At 69.0% G+C, this 13585-nt stretch carries 19 protein-coding genes and 1 riboswitch; of the genes, 2 read left to right on the forward strand and 17 right to left on the reverse strand.

Annotated features, from left to right (window positions below):
* Positions 1 to 32: 32 nt before the first annotated feature.
* The 11 genes from ACVWYS_RS00630 to ACVWYS_RS00680 all read right to left on the reverse strand — a co-directional run bounded on the left by ACVWYS_RS00630 (position 33) and on the right by ACVWYS_RS00680 (position 6217).
* Positions 33 to 458: a hypothetical protein gene (locus ACVWYS_RS00630; protein ID WP_456508079.1), complete on the reverse strand. Its 426-nt coding sequence runs from the start codon at positions 456 to 458 to the stop codon at positions 33 to 35.
* Positions 455 to 1108: an Asp23/Gls24 family envelope stress response protein gene (locus tag ACVWYS_RS00635; protein WP_456508080.1), complete on the reverse strand. Its 654-nt coding sequence runs from the start codon at positions 1106 to 1108 to the stop codon at positions 455 to 457. Before ACVWYS_RS00635 ends, ACVWYS_RS00630 begins: the two co-directional genes overlap by 4 nt.
* Positions 1105 to 1692: an RNA polymerase sigma factor gene (locus tag ACVWYS_RS00640; protein ID WP_456508081.1), complete on the reverse strand. Its 588-nt coding sequence runs from the start codon at positions 1690 to 1692 to the stop codon at positions 1105 to 1107. Before ACVWYS_RS00640 ends, ACVWYS_RS00635 begins: the two co-directional genes overlap by 4 nt.
* Positions 1693 to 1748: 56 nt before the next feature.
* On the reverse strand, positions 1749 to 1979 hold the full coding sequence (locus ACVWYS_RS00645; protein ID WP_116767244.1) for a CsbD family protein: 231 nt from the start codon (positions 1977 to 1979) through the stop codon (positions 1749 to 1751).
* A 57-nt stretch (positions 1980 to 2036) separates the two neighbouring features.
* Entirely contained in the window at positions 2037 to 2642 is a 606-nt protein-coding gene (locus tag ACVWYS_RS00650; protein ID WP_456508082.1) for a hypothetical protein, read from the reverse strand.
* Complete coding sequence (locus ACVWYS_RS00655; protein WP_456508083.1) at positions 2639 to 3220, reverse strand: hypothetical protein; 582 nt, start codon at positions 3218 to 3220, stop codon at positions 2639 to 2641. Before ACVWYS_RS00655 ends, ACVWYS_RS00650 begins: the two co-directional genes overlap by 4 nt.
* Positions 3217 to 3603 (reverse strand): hypothetical protein, encoded by a 387-nt coding sequence (locus ACVWYS_RS00660; protein WP_456508084.1) that lies wholly within the window; start codon positions 3601 to 3603, stop codon positions 3217 to 3219. Before ACVWYS_RS00660 ends, ACVWYS_RS00655 begins: the two co-directional genes overlap by 4 nt.
* Complete coding sequence (locus tag ACVWYS_RS00665) at positions 3600 to 3791, reverse strand: DUF2273 domain-containing protein (protein ID WP_456508085.1); 192 nt, start codon at positions 3789 to 3791, stop codon at positions 3600 to 3602. Before ACVWYS_RS00665 ends, ACVWYS_RS00660 begins: the two co-directional genes overlap by 4 nt.
* Positions 3788 to 4222 carry an Asp23/Gls24 family envelope stress response protein gene (locus tag ACVWYS_RS00670; RefSeq protein WP_456509109.1) on the reverse strand — a complete coding sequence of 145 codons (435 nt, stop codon included), beginning with the start codon at positions 4220 to 4222 and terminating at the stop codon, positions 3788 to 3790. The genes ACVWYS_RS00665 and ACVWYS_RS00670 overlap by 4 nt, the downstream gene beginning before the upstream one ends.
* 235 nt (positions 4223 to 4457) lie before the next feature.
* Positions 4458 to 5126: an SAM-dependent methyltransferase gene (locus tag ACVWYS_RS00675; RefSeq protein WP_344365970.1), complete on the reverse strand. Its 669-nt coding sequence runs from the start codon at positions 5124 to 5126 to the stop codon at positions 4458 to 4460.
* Positions 5123 to 6217, reverse strand: coding sequence for a class I SAM-dependent methyltransferase (locus ACVWYS_RS00680; protein WP_456508086.1), 1095 nt, complete (start codon positions 6215 to 6217; stop codon positions 5123 to 5125). Before ACVWYS_RS00680 ends, ACVWYS_RS00675 begins: the two co-directional genes overlap by 4 nt.
* 191 nt (positions 6218 to 6408) lie before the next feature.
* Between ACVWYS_RS00680 and ACVWYS_RS00685 the strand changes: the two genes are divergently transcribed.
* The gene (locus tag ACVWYS_RS00685) at positions 6409 to 6714 is read left to right on the forward strand and encodes a hypothetical protein (RefSeq protein WP_202615858.1); all 306 of its coding nucleotides are present in this window, start codon (positions 6409 to 6411) and stop codon (positions 6712 to 6714) included.
* 340 nt (positions 6715 to 7054) lie between these two features.
* Positions 7055 to 8962, forward strand: coding sequence for a DEAD/DEAH box helicase (locus ACVWYS_RS00690; protein WP_116767238.1), 1908 nt, complete (start codon positions 7055 to 7057; stop codon positions 8960 to 8962).
* Positions 8963 to 9076: 114 nt separating this feature from the next.
* On the opposite strand, the gene ACVWYS_RS00695 is transcribed toward ACVWYS_RS00690, so the two are convergent.
* The 6 genes from ACVWYS_RS00695 to ACVWYS_RS00720 form a co-directional block, all read right to left on the reverse strand.
* Positions 9077 to 9718 (reverse strand): MBL fold metallo-hydrolase, encoded by a 642-nt coding sequence (locus ACVWYS_RS00695; RefSeq protein ID WP_456508087.1) that lies wholly within the window; start codon positions 9716 to 9718, stop codon positions 9077 to 9079.
* Between the two features lie 20 nt (positions 9719 to 9738).
* On the reverse strand, positions 9739 to 10761 hold the full coding sequence (locus ACVWYS_RS00700; protein ID WP_456508088.1) for an aldo/keto reductase: 1023 nt from the start codon (positions 10759 to 10761) through the stop codon (positions 9739 to 9741).
* 142 nt (positions 10762 to 10903) lie between these two features.
* Positions 10904 to 11311: a DMT family transporter gene (locus tag ACVWYS_RS00705; RefSeq protein ID WP_456509110.1), complete on the reverse strand. Its 408-nt coding sequence runs from the start codon at positions 11309 to 11311 to the stop codon at positions 10904 to 10906.
* 2 nt (positions 11312 to 11313) lie between these two features.
* Positions 11314 to 11637, reverse strand: coding sequence for a DMT family transporter (locus ACVWYS_RS00710; RefSeq protein WP_456508089.1), 324 nt, complete (start codon positions 11635 to 11637; stop codon positions 11314 to 11316).
* Between the two features lie 9 nt (positions 11638 to 11646).
* A riboswitch (guanidine-III (ykkC-III) riboswitch) is annotated at positions 11647 to 11715 on the reverse strand.
* 74 nt (positions 11716 to 11789) lie between these two features.
* Complete coding sequence (locus ACVWYS_RS00715) at positions 11790 to 12554, reverse strand: cache domain-containing protein (protein ID WP_456508090.1); 765 nt, start codon at positions 12552 to 12554, stop codon at positions 11790 to 11792.
* A 60-nt stretch (positions 12555 to 12614) separates the two neighbouring features.
* Positions 12615 to 13355 (reverse strand): FadR/GntR family transcriptional regulator, encoded by a 741-nt coding sequence (locus tag ACVWYS_RS00720; RefSeq protein ID WP_116767232.1) that lies wholly within the window; start codon positions 13353 to 13355, stop codon positions 12615 to 12617.
* Positions 13356 to 13585: the final 230 nt, after the last annotated feature.

Below are 13585 nucleotides of genomic sequence, written 5' to 3' on the forward strand. Positions count from 1 at the left end.
GCTGCGAAGGCGGCTCCGCCGGCGCCTGCAGCCTAGTTGGTGCCGATTTGGTCGCCGCCGATGTGGACGATGGCGACCTCGACGGACACGGGCTGCGGGCTGAAATGCTGCCGCACTGCGGCGGCCACCGCCCGGGCCACGTCCGGCGCCGGGTACGCCCCGCTCACTCCGATGCGCGCCTTGACCGTCGTTATCGCTGTGCCGGTGCCGGCCTCGGTGACGTCCACCGGAGACGGTGTTGCTCCGCCCACGGCGGACCGGGCCGCCCCGGCAATCGTCTGCCACAGCGGGCGTGCCGGATACACCGTCGTCACGCCGTCGACCGCCAGGATGATCTCACGGAGTTGTGCCGGCAGCGACGCCGCGGAGAACGCTGCGGGAGCGAGCACTCCGGAAGAGCGCGCTGCAGCGGGTGGCGCCACGGGTGTTCCGTTCCCGGGAAGCAAGGGCTCGGTCATGGCTCCTCCTGTGGAGTCGGCGGGGCGCCGGGCCCGGGGGGCTGCTCCGGATGCTGGGGTTCGGGGTTCAGGGGCTCCGGCTTTCGGGGCTCCAGGACATCGGTGATGGTGACGTCGATCGCCGTGATGTTCAGTTCGGTCTGCCGGGCAAGGGCGGCGGCCAACTTCCAGCGCAGGGTGGCGGCGCGGTCCTCCAGCGGATGCCCGTACACGACGGCGAGGTCGACGCCCACGGTGATGGGCGCCCCGGGCCGGGTAACGTCCCCGTACAGGCGGCATTTTCCGGCGGCGGTGCCGGGAAGCGAATCCGCCACGGAGCGGATCAGCGCCGAAATTGAGCCCTCTGTCTCGGTGAGGACGTCCCCGGGTGAGTCGGAGCGCAGGGGAATGATCCGGCCCGGCCGCAGTTCCAGGCGCAGGTTGCCCAGGATCGTCTTCATCCAGTCATCGCTTCCGCTGCCGGCGGCGGCGGTGTCGGCGTCGAGCAATTCATGGCCCAGAGCCGAGAGGCTTCGCAGGGATGCCAGTCCGGACTGGCATTCGGGACAGTCCGCAAGGTGGCCCGGATCGCCGATCCGTCCGGTGTCCAGGTATTCGCTCAGGTCTGCAAGGCTGTGCCCGCAGCTGAGCATGTCGCCGGGAGCGCTCATCGCCAGTCCTCCATTTCGCGGGCCAGGGTGATGCGTGCCCGGGCAAGGCGGCCGCGGACACTGGCAGTGCTGATGTTCAGGGTTTGCGCGATTTCCTCATAGCTCTGGTCATTGAACTGCTTCAGCACCCAGCAGCGGCGCTGCTCCTCGGGCAGGGCGGCGAGGGCGGCCTTGAGGGCGTCCATTCGGGAACCGCTCAGGGCGGCGCTCTCCGGATGGTCCTGGTGAGCGGTCCCCGCGCCGGCCTCTACCCTATGGTCCAAATCCCCGAGGTTGGAATGGTTTCTCCGCTTCCGCAGGTGGTCGATGCTGCGGCTGCCGGTAATGCGCAGCAGCCAGCTCTTCACTGCGTCGCCGTCGCGCAGGGTATCGAGCTGTTTCCAGGCCTGCATGAGCGATTCCTGCACGACGTCGTCGGCGTCGGCGAGGGAGCCCGTCAGGCGGCGGGCGCAGGCCCGCATGAGGGGGCCGTGCCGGCGGGCCAGCGCCTCAAAGGCTGCCGTGTCGCCGTCGGCGGCCCGTCCGGCCAGGAATGCGTCCGGTACGAGGTCCAATTGATGTGGCGCCGAGGGTGAACCAGTCACGAGTCTGTCGCTTTCCTCTGCTTCCATAACGGGCCTTCCGTGCGGGGAGTCCGGCCCTACTCCTTGCTGAAGCCTTCCTTGAGCTTCCGCGCGGCGTCCTTGAGGTTTTCTCCGATGTCGGCGGCGGCGTCCTTAAAACGTTCGCTGGCCTCCTGCAGCTTGGCGCGGGCCTGCTCCTGCTGGCCTTCGCGCTTGAGGTCCTCGTTGCCCGTCAGCCTGCCGGCACCTTCTTTGGCCGCACCGATGTGGTGGATGACCGTGTTGTTGGCCTTGTCGTCGGTTCCCATGATGTTCCTTTTTCTGTCATTACTAGGTGACGCGGTAGAGCCGTAGGTCCGCCCGGGTTAGCGGGCGCGATCAGGTCCAGCCACCTTTGTCCTGGTGCCACTGGTGATTCGGACCAGAACCGGAAGCGGATGGCCCAGCAACGCGTCGATACCCTGGACCAGGTCCTCTGCGGTATCCGCGATCTCCCGGGGGGATGCTCCCTGCCGGGCCTGCAGCCGCAGCCGGAGCCCCGTTTTGCCCCTGGATTCCCAGGCTGAGACCGATGTCCCGAGTACCAGGCGGTTGCCCTCGAGTGCTTGCTTGACGGCCGCCGCGATGAGCCCCGTTTCGACCACGGTGGTGCCGCGGTCGCCGTCGGCCTCCCGGCCGACCCTGGGTGTCCGGCCGCCGCCCTGCGATGCCAGCCAGGCGATGCTCAGCCCGGCCGCCAGGATGAGCGCGGCGACTCCCGCCACGGCCCACCAGGAGCGGGCCGGGCCCGGAAGCGGTGCCGAGTCGAGGAGACTTCCGGCATGGTCCATGAGGGACGATCCCGTGGCCGCCCAGCTGGCCGCAACGCCACGCATCATCCCGGCGGCAGCCGTTGCCGCCCCGGCTGCGAGCAGCACGAGCCCGGCCAGTGCCAGTATGATCCGGTTCAGCGCCCTGTTGGTTTGACTCATTGCCCCAGGGCTCCTTCCTTTGAGACGTGGATTGTGGGGGTGATCCGGCGGTTCAGGGAGTACGCGGCGAGTTCGTCGTGGACCGCAGTGCCGATCGCGTCGCGGTCCACGGCAACGCCCGACGTCGGACGCACCTGGACCCGGACGGCCCGTTTGCTAACCGTGGTGGTGACCTGCCCTGGTGCGAGCCCCGCGCTGAGGCACGCCCGCCGGGACACTGCAGATGCGATGACCTCGTCATCGACCACCACGGCGCTCCGGTCGCTGTGGAAGGCATGCCGAGACCGGCGGCCGCCCGCCGTTGCGGCGGCGAGCAGCACCAGGCCAAGGACCGCCAGACCGGCTCCGGCGGCAACCAGCCCGGCAGGGATTGTCTTGTCCGGCACGCCGGCGAGCCAGTGCCCCAGTTGGCCGGGGCTGGCGAGGACCGGGTTATCCCGGAGCAGCGCCAGCACTGATTCGAGCGCAAGCCAGAGGAAGACGACAGCGAGAACACTCGCCGTCAGTACTGACGCTGTGGCCCGGGAGGAGTGGATTTCCCGGCGGACCAGGCGCCGGAGGGATCGTTCCTGGTTCATGTGACCCTCCTCTGGTGGTTCCTGCCGCCCGGCGCGTCCACCCTGGCCGTGTCGGAGGACTGTTTGGCCCCGCTGAGTCGGATGTCCACCCTGCCCAGCGTCCTGCCGGTGAGGTCCAGTCCGCGGGCGATGATGGTTGTCCGGGCCGCCCGGGACCGGTCGAACAGTGTGCCGCCGTCCTTCCCCTGGCGGCTCATCCCCTGGGGGCCCAGCAGCGGCGCGAGCGCCAGCTGCACGGAGACCGTTGCGGCGAGCCGGCCCGAATCGTCGTCCAGCGCCGCCGCGACGTTGGATCTCGGAACGCCGAAGGCGCTGGCGGCGATGGTTTCGACGGTGTGCTTCAGGGCTGCCGGGGTGATGCGTGTCTGCCCCGCCCGCGTCATGAGGAGGAGCGCTTGCCGCGCAAGGCGTCCATTACGCCGCCGAGGTCCAGCCGGCCTTCGGCGGCGCGGCCCAGCACGGCCCCTGCCCCCATGAAGAGCGCGGTGAGCAGGAAGCCCCAGAACCCGAAGGCCAGCGCCGCTGCGGCCAGGACGGCTCCGATGGCCACGCCGGCCGCCGTGGGGCTCAAGCCACCCTCGGCTCAGTCCGGGCGTCCTCGGCATCCTCGTCATCGGAGGGCACGTGGATGTCGGTGATGGTGATGTTGACCTCCGTCACCTCCATGCCGACGAGGTCCTCGATGGCCGTGTAGACGGCGTCGCGGGCGTTGTCCGCGACTTGCTGGAGCGGGTGCGGATATTCGACCACAAGGGTGATGTCCACCGCGACCTGGGTCTGGCCGACTTCCACGCTGACGCCCTGGGTGAGGTCCTTCTGGCCGACCTTTTCGCGCAGGGTTCCGAGCGCGCGGGCCGCTCCGCCGCCCAGGGCGTGCACTCCGTCGATTTCCTGGATCGCGATGCCGGCGATCTTTGCCACGACGCCGTCGGCCACAGTGGTGGCGCCGCGGCCGTCGTGGCCGGCTGGCTGCGCAGAGCTCTCCAGCGCAGAGCTTTTCAGTGCAGGGGTCTTCTGGGCAGGGTTGTTCAGCCCGGGCGCCTTCGAGGTGGCTGCCGGGCCGGTCTGGCCGTGGACGTCTGCCGGGGTGTGCGTCTGGGTCGTCAATGCAATCACTCCTGATCGGTTGGGGAAGGCGCTCCGTGGCGCCGTCATAAGTAAGACGGGTCCGGAGCGGACTTCCTCACGGTCGAATCAGGGTGAGCTGCATCACATGAGGTTTGGGGGGCAAGCCGCGCTATTGGGCGGCCAGCCGGGTGGCGCGCAGTACGGCGTCGGTGAGGGACGCCGCCTCGCCTTCGGGGCCGGTGACGCTGCGATGCCGGCTGTCGAGGACTTCCAGGCGCCATTGGGGCTCCTCGATCCGGAGCTCATGTGCAAGCTCCTCGGCGGTGAAGAACTTCTCCGGCGTGTGGTGCCCGCCCCACGGCGGCAGGCCGTCGGGGTGGTGGCCGACGATCAGCAGGGTGCCGCCGGTACGTACCGCGGCCGCGGCGAGCTGCAGCGCCTGCTGCCACGGCATCTGGGTGGAGTGCAGGAACTGGGCCGTGACGAGGTCGAACAACCGGTCCGGGACCCACGTGGCCAGATCCTGCTGCACCCACTCGATCTTGGCCGACTGGCCCCGTTCCTGAGCGTGGGCGGCCGCGCGTTCAAGGGCGACCGCCGAGACGTCCAGGGCGGTCACGGACCAGCCGCGGGCCGCTAGCCAAATGGCGTCCGCGCCCTCGCCGCAGCCCAAATCCAGGGCCTCGCCGGGACTCAGATGCGCAACCTCCGCGATCAGCTGTGGATTCGGTTGCCCGCTCCACATCCGCGGGCGGCTGCTGTACTTTTCGTCCCACATCCGGGCGGTGCTGACCGGCTCCGCAGGATCGGCGTGATGCTCGTGGCTGTGTTCCGTCATGGTTTCCCCTCATCGTGGTGGGCGGCCGCGTTAGGAAGGCCGTTTTCCGATTGGCTGTTTGCCGGCGCTCCGGTCTCCGGCGCAACGGTTTCCTGCGGACTGTGCCCGACGGCGGCAGGCACGACGGCGGTGACGAACCCGGCCGGCGCGGACCGCCGTCGGGTCTCCCGGCCGAAATTCCTGTGTTCCTCGAGGACCAACCCGTAGGACCCGACAAAGTCCGCGGCACTCTTCCTGGCCGGGGGAGGGTTGTCGATGCCGAAGGTCAGGGGCTCGCCGACAAAATTCGTCGCAGCCCGCGCGTACCGCATGTAAGGCGACCGCGAGGCGACGATTTCCTGAGAGAAGTAGTCAAAAGCCACGACGCTACCGGGGGCGGTCCCGGCGATCCTGCGCAGTGTCGCTTCGACGGAGGCCCGGTCCAAGTACATGGTCACCGCCTCCCAGAGGAAGAACGCGGGCCTGCCGGGGTCAAACCCCGCGGCCACCAGCTTCTCCATCCAGTCCTCGGTCTCGAAATCGGCGGACACATAGGTGGCCAGGTTTGTGGGTAGGCCCGCCTTCTCGAGCATTGCGATTTTGTGGGCCTGGGTTCGGGGCATATCGATTTCAAAGTAGCGCACGCGGTTCTCCGGTGACAGTCTGAACACCCGGGTGTCGAATCCCGCCCCGAGGACCACGAGCTGGTCCACGCCGGCAAGATGCCGCTGGATGGCGGCGTCGTAGTAACTGGTCCGCGCTGTCGACTGGTGGTGCATGGGCGCGCGCCCCCGGTAGGGATAGCGGTAGATCCTGGGAACGTAGCCCGTCAGCAGGTGGCCCACCAGGGTGGGTGCCGTCTCCAGCCGGAACCCTTCCTGGGACACATTCGGCATCACCGCCATGAGCCGGTCCGCAGGGCCATCCGGCCTCGTCTGCAGCCGGTGCTGCATACAGCGGGTGTAGAGGGAGGCGAACACGGTGGCCGAGACGCCGGTGCGCCGGCTGTACGCGAGCATTCGGGGGACGGTCGCGACGTAGGCCGCCACCCCCAAGGGAAGCAGGGCCAGTTGGATGACCCTAAAGGTTCCAGCGGCAACTATTCCCGGCATCGTTGCCCGTCTCCTCTCGCCACCCCATCCGCCCACCATGCTCCTCCGGGACCGAAGCGCGGTCAACAACGACGCGGGTCAAGGGCGGACGGACCTGCGGACACATGGAAATCACGCTCCGGAAACCATTCCGAAACCTCCATCGTGAATGCTGGGCACAGGACGTTGGACCGCTGGGGAAGGCACTGATCATGGACGTTGAAGAAGCACGGCACATCCGCAGCTCAAGTGAGCTGAACGTGGGGGACGAGATCGAGGCCTGGCACAACGGCAAACTCTTCCACCGGGGCACCGTAACGCAGACGGTCACGGCCGTGGACCTGTTCTGGATCCTGGACTCCCGGACGGGGACGCGTCGCCTGATCGACGCCGAGGCACTCGTTATCCTGCGGGCAGCGGACCCGGGCACAGCCAAGGCGGCGTCCCGGGCAGCCGCCCGCACGCCCGCCCAGCCGTCCCACATGCCGCTGTTCCAAGCGCCCAGCCTGGCCGGCTAGGAGCTGCACCAAGGTCACGGAAACGGGATCCGGCCCGGCCGGATGCTAGACTGGTGAAACTTGATGTGCAGTGATGCCCACTCATATTCGGTTGACCGGCTTCGGTCCATCAACCGGATCTCCTGCCGGATTCCTTCGGGGCCCGCCCGCAGGGAGTGGGTTTTTTCATGTGAGAGGCACATCCTGCGTCGATGAACGCGTTCCATTTGGTCCTGGCCGCCGCTAGCTGAAGTTTGGCAGCAGCCCGGTTGACCACCTGACTTTTCTTCGGCGAACCCCTGAGCCAACCGGCGCCGGGGGCCGATATCCGCATGGATACCGCCTGAAAGACCCTGAACTTATGACTACTTTTGCTGCCCTCGGCACGCCCAAGGCCCTCGCTGACACCCTCACCGCACAGGGGATCGTTGAACCGTTCCCCATCCAGGTCAAGACCCTCCCGGACACCCTGGCCGGACGCGACGTCCTGGGCCGCGGCCGCACCGGCTCCGGCAAGACCATCGCCTTCGCCATCCCGCTCGTGGCACGACTCGCAGAGCGCGAAGCCAAGCACTTCCGCAAGCCAGGCCGCCCGATGGGCCTGGTCCTCGCACCGACCCGCGAGCTGGCCACCCAGATCAACGCGACCATCGAGCCGATGGCCAAGGCCATGGGCCTGAACACCACCGTGATCTACGGCGGCATCTCCCAAGCCCGCCAGGAAAAGGCCCTCCGCGCCGGCGTCGACATCGTCATCGCCTGCCCGGGCCGACTGGAGGATTTGATCCGCCAGCGCATCTTGACCCTCGAGGGCGTCGAGATCACCGTCCTTGACGAGGCCGACCACATGGCCGACCTCGGCTTCCTGCCGGTCGTCAAGAAGCTCATGGACATGACCCCCAGCCAGGGCCAGCGCCTGCTGTTCTCCGCCACCCTGGACAACGGCGTGGACAAGATCGTCCAGCGTTACCTCTCCAACCCGCTGACCCACGCGGTGGATGAATCACAGGCCGCGGTGACCACCATGGAACACCACGTGCTCGTGGTCAACGACCAGACCGTCAAGAAGCAGCTGATTGTCGAGCTCGCCTCGGGTGCCGGCCGCCGGGTGCTCTTCCTGCGCACCAAGCACCACGCCCGGAAGCTGGCCAAGACCCTGACCGACGCCGGCATCCCCGCCGTCGACCTTCACGGCAACCTCTCGCAGAACGCCCGTGACCGCAACCTGGCCGAGTTCGCCTCCGGCGAGGTCCGCGTCCTGGTCGCCACCGACGTCGCCGCCCGCGGTGTCCACGTCGACGACGTCGAGCTCGTCATCCACGTGGATCCGCCCACGGAGCACAAGGCGTACCTGCACCGTTCAGGCCGTACGGCCCGCGCGGGCTCCGACGGCACCGTGGTCACGCTGACCCTGCCGGAGCAGCAGTCCGACGTCAAGAAGCTCATGAAGGCTGCCGGCGTCGAGGTTAACTTCGAGCGCGTTACCGCCAACTCGCCGCTGGTGGCCGAGCTCGTGGGTGAGATGGCCGACAAGATCGATCCGCGCACCCGTGCCGCACTGCTGGCCGCCAAGGCCGCCCAGCACGGCGGCGGCACCTCGACCGGCGCCAACGCCGAGCGCAAGCGCGCCCGTCGCACCACCCAGGCTGCACCCACTGCGGGTGGCCGGGGCGGCCGTGGCGGACGCGGACGCGTCGGAGCCGAGGCTCCCCGCACCGATCTGCCGCGTGCCGAGCGCCGCGCCGTCGCCTATGAAGGCCAGGCCGCTGCCCGGAACGCCGCAGAGCGCGTCGCGGAGAAGAACCAGGACCGCGCCGACGCCGAGCGCGCCGAGCGCCGGAATGCGCGCGGCCGTGGCCGCGTGACCGCTTACGGGCACCACAACGATGTCCCGGCCGCCGGCGGACGTGCCGCTGCAGGCCGCGGTTCGGACGGACGCGCCGCAGAAGGACGCAGCGACGCCCGGGGCGCTTCGGCTCCCCGCAGCGGTGCTCCCCGGACCGGCGGCGCTCCCCGCACGGGTGGCGCTCCCCGCACGGGGGCTTCGGCTGGCGGCCAGCGCAGCGGACGTCCGGCAACGGGCCAGCGTGCCGCTGCCGGTGCCAAGTCCGGCGCAAACTCGGCGGTCTGGTCCTCCAACACCGGCGGAACCTCCGGCGGATCCTACGCAGGCGGCGGCAACGGCCGCTCCAGCGAAGGCCGTCCGGCACGCAGCGGCGGCCCCCGCCGCGCGTCGGCCCCGGCGTCGAACGAACGCCGCAGCCGCTAGGGTTCGGGTTTTCGCTACATAAAGTAGCTGGCGATACGCAAAATGCCGGTCGCTACGGGTATTCCCGCAGCGACCGGCATTATGCGCAGCGCAACTCACGAAGCCTAGCGCCAGCTACCAGCCGCGGGCGCGCCACTCTTCCAGGTGCGGGCGTTCCGCACCCAGTGTGGTCGGCTTCCCGTGGCCCGGGTGCACCACGGTGTCATCCGGATACACGTCGAACAGCCGCTCACTCACATCGGTGATCAGCTGGGTAAACCGCTCCGGATCCTTCTGGGTGTTGCCCACGCCGCCGGGAAACAGCGAGTCTCCAGAGAAAATATGAGCTGGGCCGTCCGGGTCCTGGTAGACCAGGGCCACCGAGCCTGGCGTATGACCCCGCAGATGGACCGCGGTCACGTCGAAGTTGCCGACGTCGCCGTGGTCCAGCAGCACATCGACCTTCACCGGCAGTTCGGGGGCGTCCTCCGTCCCGGCCGCCGTCTTCGCCCCGGTTGCTTCCGCCAGTCCCGGCAGGGCACGGACGTGGTCCCAGTGCTGGTGGGTGGTGGCAATCAGCTCCAGCTTCGGCGTCGCGGATGTATCCGCGGCGGCGTCCGCGAGCAACCCCTGGATGGCGGCCAGATCATCGGCCGCATCGATCAGGAGTTGCGCGCCGGACGCCTTGGCCGTGAGCAGATACACGTTGTTGTCCATCTCGCTGACCGAAATCCGGCGGATGGTGATGTCACGTAGCGAGTGAATGAGTGAGTCCATGGGCTTCAGTCTAGGACGCGCTATTCCCGGCCCTGGGACACCCAGTTGGGGTCTGCGGAACGGGAACCGACGACGGCGTCCGCGGCGGCGTCCAGCGTCTCCAGTTGCGCTGGCGTCAGGTCCAGCGACAAGGCGCCGAGGTTCTCGTCGATCCGGTCCGCCTTGCGCGTGCCGGGGATGGGGACCACCGGAAGCCCGAGCTTTCGGCCCTGGGCCAGGAGCCAGGCCAGCGCCACCTGGGCCGGCGTTGCCGGTTTCCCGGACACGGAGAGCTCAGCGGCGACGGCCCGTACTGCGTCCACCACGTCCTGGTTTGCCGCGGCAGCGTCCTGGGCGAAGCGGGGGATGTTGCGGCGGAAGTCGTTGCTGCCCAGCGTCGAGGCGTCCAGGGTGCCGGTGAGGAATCCCCGGCCCAGCGGCGAGTAGGGCACGAAGCCCACCCCGAGCCCGGCCGCGGCAGGAACAACGTTGCGTTCCACATCGCGGCTCCAGATGGACCACTCGCTCTGGACAGCGGCGATCGGGTGGACGCTGCTGGCTTCACGCAGCTCCTCGGCCGTCACTTCGGACAGGCCCAGATGCCGCACCTTGCCGGCCTGCACAAGCTCCGCCATGGCCTCCACGGTTTCCACAATCGGAACGCGGAGGTCACGGCGGTGCATGTAGTACAGGTCGATGGTGTCGGTACCGAGCCGCTGCAGGCTGCGATCCACCGCCTGTTTCACGTAGGCCGCATCGCCGCGAATATCCGTGTAGCCGGCCGACGGGGTCCCGACCAGGCCGAATTTGGTGGCCAGCTGGACGTCGTCCCGCCGCTCCTTGAGCAGCCGCCCGATCAGCTCCTCGTTGCTGCCGCCCCCGTAGATGTCCGCCGTGTCCAGGAACGTGACGCCGGCGTCGAGGGCGTGGTGCAGGGTCTTCAGGGCCTCGGCCGGGTCAACGTCCCCGTAGACAGGGGTCAGGGCCATGCCGCCGAACCCCAGGGGGCTGACCGTGAGGCCGTCGCCGAGCTGGACTTGTGTTGCCGTCATCTGGGTCTCCATTCGCACTGTGAGTGGTTCCGTCCTTGCCAAGAACCCCTGAGTGCGCGCGGCTATTCCGGGCCGTGCCGGAGGATCTTCCCCACCTTTGACGCTTGCGGGGCCAGTCCGACGGCGCGTCCCGGGGGCGCGCCGTCGTCCTGCCTCAAACGTGGGGAGATTCCGCTGGGGACGGTGACAGCTCAGCCTCCGGAGCTGCCGCGTCCCCGGCCGGCAGCAGTTTCAGTCCCGCTGCGCAGCCGACAATCCCGGCGATGAATACCAGCTTGAGCGGACTGGCCGGTTCGACGCCGGTGGCCATCGCCCAGCCGACCGTCAGCGCCGCGCCGATCCCCACCCAGACCGCGTAGGCGGTGCCGAGCGGGATGCGCTTCACGGCCGTGCCGAGCCCCACCATGCTGAGCGTGGCCGTCAGCGCGAACACGAGGGTGGGCAACGGCCGGCTGAGTCCGTCGGACAGTCCCAGGGCCGTGGCCCAGACCGCCTCCAGCACGGCGGAAGCGAGCAGGATCAGCCATGCGGCTGGTGATCCCGGTGTCCTTTTCGTGCCCATCCTCACGCCACCAGCTTCAGGCCGACGACGCTCGCGGCAATCCCGCCGAGCAGCAGGAGGCGGGCCGCCGTCGGGCGTTCAACCTTGGTGATGATGGCGTACGCGGAGGTCAGAACGACGCCTACCCCCACCCAGACGGCGTAGCCGGTGCCGGTCGGGATGGACTGCAGGGCGACGGCGAGGCCGCCGGTGCTGGCGAGGACGGAGACGAGGAAGATGAGGGCCGGGACCAGTCGGCGGCGGCCCTTGGCCTGCGAGGTGCGGTGCAGGGCGGCGGCCCAGACGGCCTCCAGGGCCCCGGAAAGGATGAGTATTAGCCACGACATGACAGCTCCTGTGGCCAGTCTTGTCGCGTGCCGGGTACTGAACCGTCGTCCGGAGGCCCGGAAAAAGGGGGCCTTGGAATCCAAGTTTAGCAACTTCGGCGTCACGGCCCGGCGTCGGAGCCCGCGGATGAGCCCGGCGTCACAGTCCGTTGTCACAGTCCGGTGGCGTCGCTCCAGACCGTGAACGTGCGCCCCACAGGGTAGTGCCTGCACGGCTCGTCCGGCGCGGTGAGGTCTCCGGCGTCGATGTCGGACGCCGCTGAGGCCACGGCCCGGCCGTCGGCGTTGACCAGGGTGGCCCGGTCTCCGATGCGACGCAGGGCCGGCATGGCCCCGCGTTCAAGGCGCTGAACCGTGACGTCAATGCCCACGATTCCTGCGACCGGCCCGTCCGGATGGGTGAACACTGGGTGCGTGAAGGTCAGGACGTACTCGTCGCTGCACAGGAAATCCACGTAGGGCCCGGTGACATGAGCCTGGCCTGTTTCCACCGGGATCCGGAACCATTCAGCCTTGACGTAGCGGCTGATGGAGTTGGGGCTGAAGTTCGCCAGGGCGTCCACGGGTTCCAGGTCCGGGCCCTGCCACCACGCGATGTAGCTGCGCTCCGGGCCGAGCAGCCCGGCGTTGGCAATGAACCCCGCGCCCGCCGCGTAGCCGTCGGGCAGTTGCACCAGGTCCTCGACCACCGGCCGGATGAGTTTGTCCACGGCGGTGCCCGTAACCTTGCCGGACATGGCGGCCAGGGCTGCCCCGGCATCGGCGGCCCACGCCGCAAGCCGGTGCTCGATGCCGGCGATGGTGGAATCGAGCTCGGCGACGGCCCGCTCGGCGGACGCCTGGGCCGGCCCGGCCCCGGCTGGCGCGGCGGAGGGACCTGCTGCGGAGGGACCTGCGGTGGAGGTGGTGTCGGACATGGTTGCTGCCTTAGCTCGAGGGTGCCGGTGCGGTTAGGGAAAGCGCTCAGTGGGGTGCAGTCAATAGCGTTTGGCCTGCTCGGTCAGCAGCCAGTCGGTGGTGGCGGCAATGAGGGCCTTGACCCCGGTTTCGGCAGCCGCCGGCTGGTGGGCTTCGATGGCTGCCGCGACGTCCTCGAGGATCAAAGTGGTCCGCCCGCGGTAGCCGGAGTCCGCGCAGGGCAGCAGCGTGAGGGTGCCGAGATCGGCCTGCAGCCGGATCAGCTCGCGGGCCAGCCGCGCGGAGCGGGCAATCGCCGCGACTTCCAACAGGAACTCGGACAGCGCCAGGCGCCAGCTCAGGGAGTCGTCGTCTGCCGCCGGGATGAACGAGCGCAGCGTGGCGACGTCGGCGGCGTCGGAACGCCGGGCCGCGACACCTGCGCAGGCCGCCGCGATCGCCTGGTAGTGCAGTGCCAGGTCTCTGATCTGCAGCCGGCTCACCTCGTGCAGTTGGGCCAGGGCCCGTTCCCGGGAGGGCAGCACGTTGTCGGCGATGAAGCTCCCGCCGCTGCGGCCGCGCGCGGTCCGGATGATTCCCGAGGCCCGCAGCTGGGACAGCGCTTCCCGTGCCGTCACGGCGGACACCCCCAGGGCCGCGGCAAGTTCGGTTTCGTTCGGGAGCCGTTGGCCGCTGGTCAGCAGCCCTGTCTCCACCGCCTGTTCGATCCGGGCGCACACTTCGTCCACGAGCCCGCGGGATTTGATCGGCGTGAACACGGCCGCCAAGCTCCGGGAGGCGCCCTTCGGCGACAACAACATCAGGGCCTCCCTTCCCTCCGGCGGTCCGCGGCCGCCCCCGGCCGGGGCATCCGTGCAGGAACCGAACGCAGCGTCCAAGTGCAGCGTCCGAGACCGTCTTCCGGGAGCGGTGCCGCCGTGCGCCGTCCGGGCTGATGTCATCCTAATCCGGGCTTTGCCGGAGGGTCTATACATAAAACCTATGAAGTAATAGCATTTTGGCCAGCAGCCCAGTGTGGACTGGATCACAT

This window comes from Arthrobacter sp. TE12231 (assembly GCF_054062895.1).

Bases quoted from the DNA above. Each gene is read 5' to 3' on its own strand.
- ACVWYS_RS00630 (WP_456508079.1), bottom strand. From the start codon at position 458: ATGACCGAGCCCTTGCTTCCCGGGAACGGAACACCCGTGGCGCCACCC.
- ACVWYS_RS00635 (WP_456508080.1), bottom strand. From the start codon at position 1,108: ATGAGCGCTCCCGGCGACATGCTCAGCTGCGGGCACAGCCTTGCAGAC.
- ACVWYS_RS00645 (WP_116767244.1), bottom strand. From the start codon at position 1,979: ATGGGAACCGACGACAAGGCCAACAACACGGTCATCCACCACATCGGT.
- ACVWYS_RS00650 (WP_456508082.1), bottom strand. From the start codon at position 2,642: ATGAGTCAAACCAACAGGGCGCTGAACCGGATCATACTGGCACTGGCC.
- ACVWYS_RS00655 (WP_456508083.1), bottom strand. From the start codon at position 3,220: ATGAACCAGGAACGATCCCTCCGGCGCCTGGTCCGCCGGGAAATCCAC.
- ACVWYS_RS00660 (WP_456508084.1), bottom strand. From the start codon at position 3,603: ATGACGCGGGCGGGGCAGACACGCATCACCCCGGCAGCCCTGAAGCAC.
- ACVWYS_RS00675 (WP_344365970.1), bottom strand. From the start codon at position 5,126: ATGACGGAACACAGCCACGAGCATCACGCCGATCCTGCGGAGCCGGTC.
- ACVWYS_RS00680 (WP_456508086.1), bottom strand. From the start codon at position 6,217: ATGCCGGGAATAGTTGCCGCTGGAACCTTTAGGGTCATCCAACTGGCC.
- ACVWYS_RS00685 (WP_202615858.1), top strand. From the start codon at position 6,409: ATGGACGTTGAAGAAGCACGGCACATCCGCAGCTCAAGTGAGCTGAAC.
- ACVWYS_RS00690 (WP_116767238.1), top strand. From the start codon at position 7,055: ATGACTACTTTTGCTGCCCTCGGCACGCCCAAGGCCCTCGCTGACACC.
- ACVWYS_RS00695 (WP_456508087.1), bottom strand. From the start codon at position 9,718: ATGGACTCACTCATTCACTCGCTACGTGACATCACCATCCGCCGGATT.
- ACVWYS_RS00700 (WP_456508088.1), bottom strand. From the start codon at position 10,761: ATGGAGACCCAGATGACGGCAACACAAGTCCAGCTCGGCGACGGCCTC.
- ACVWYS_RS00705 (WP_456509110.1), bottom strand. From the start codon at position 11,311: ATGGGCACGAAAAGGACACCGGGATCACCAGCCGCATGGCTGATCCTG.
- ACVWYS_RS00710 (WP_456508089.1), bottom strand. From the start codon at position 11,637: ATGTCGTGGCTAATACTCATCCTTTCCGGGGCCCTGGAGGCCGTCTGG.
- ACVWYS_RS00715 (WP_456508090.1), bottom strand. From the start codon at position 12,554: ATGTCCGACACCACCTCCACCGCAGGTCCCTCCGCAGCAGGTCCCTCC.
- ACVWYS_RS00720 (WP_116767232.1), bottom strand. From the start codon at position 13,355: ATGTTGTTGTCGCCGAAGGGCGCCTCCCGGAGCTTGGCGGCCGTGTTC.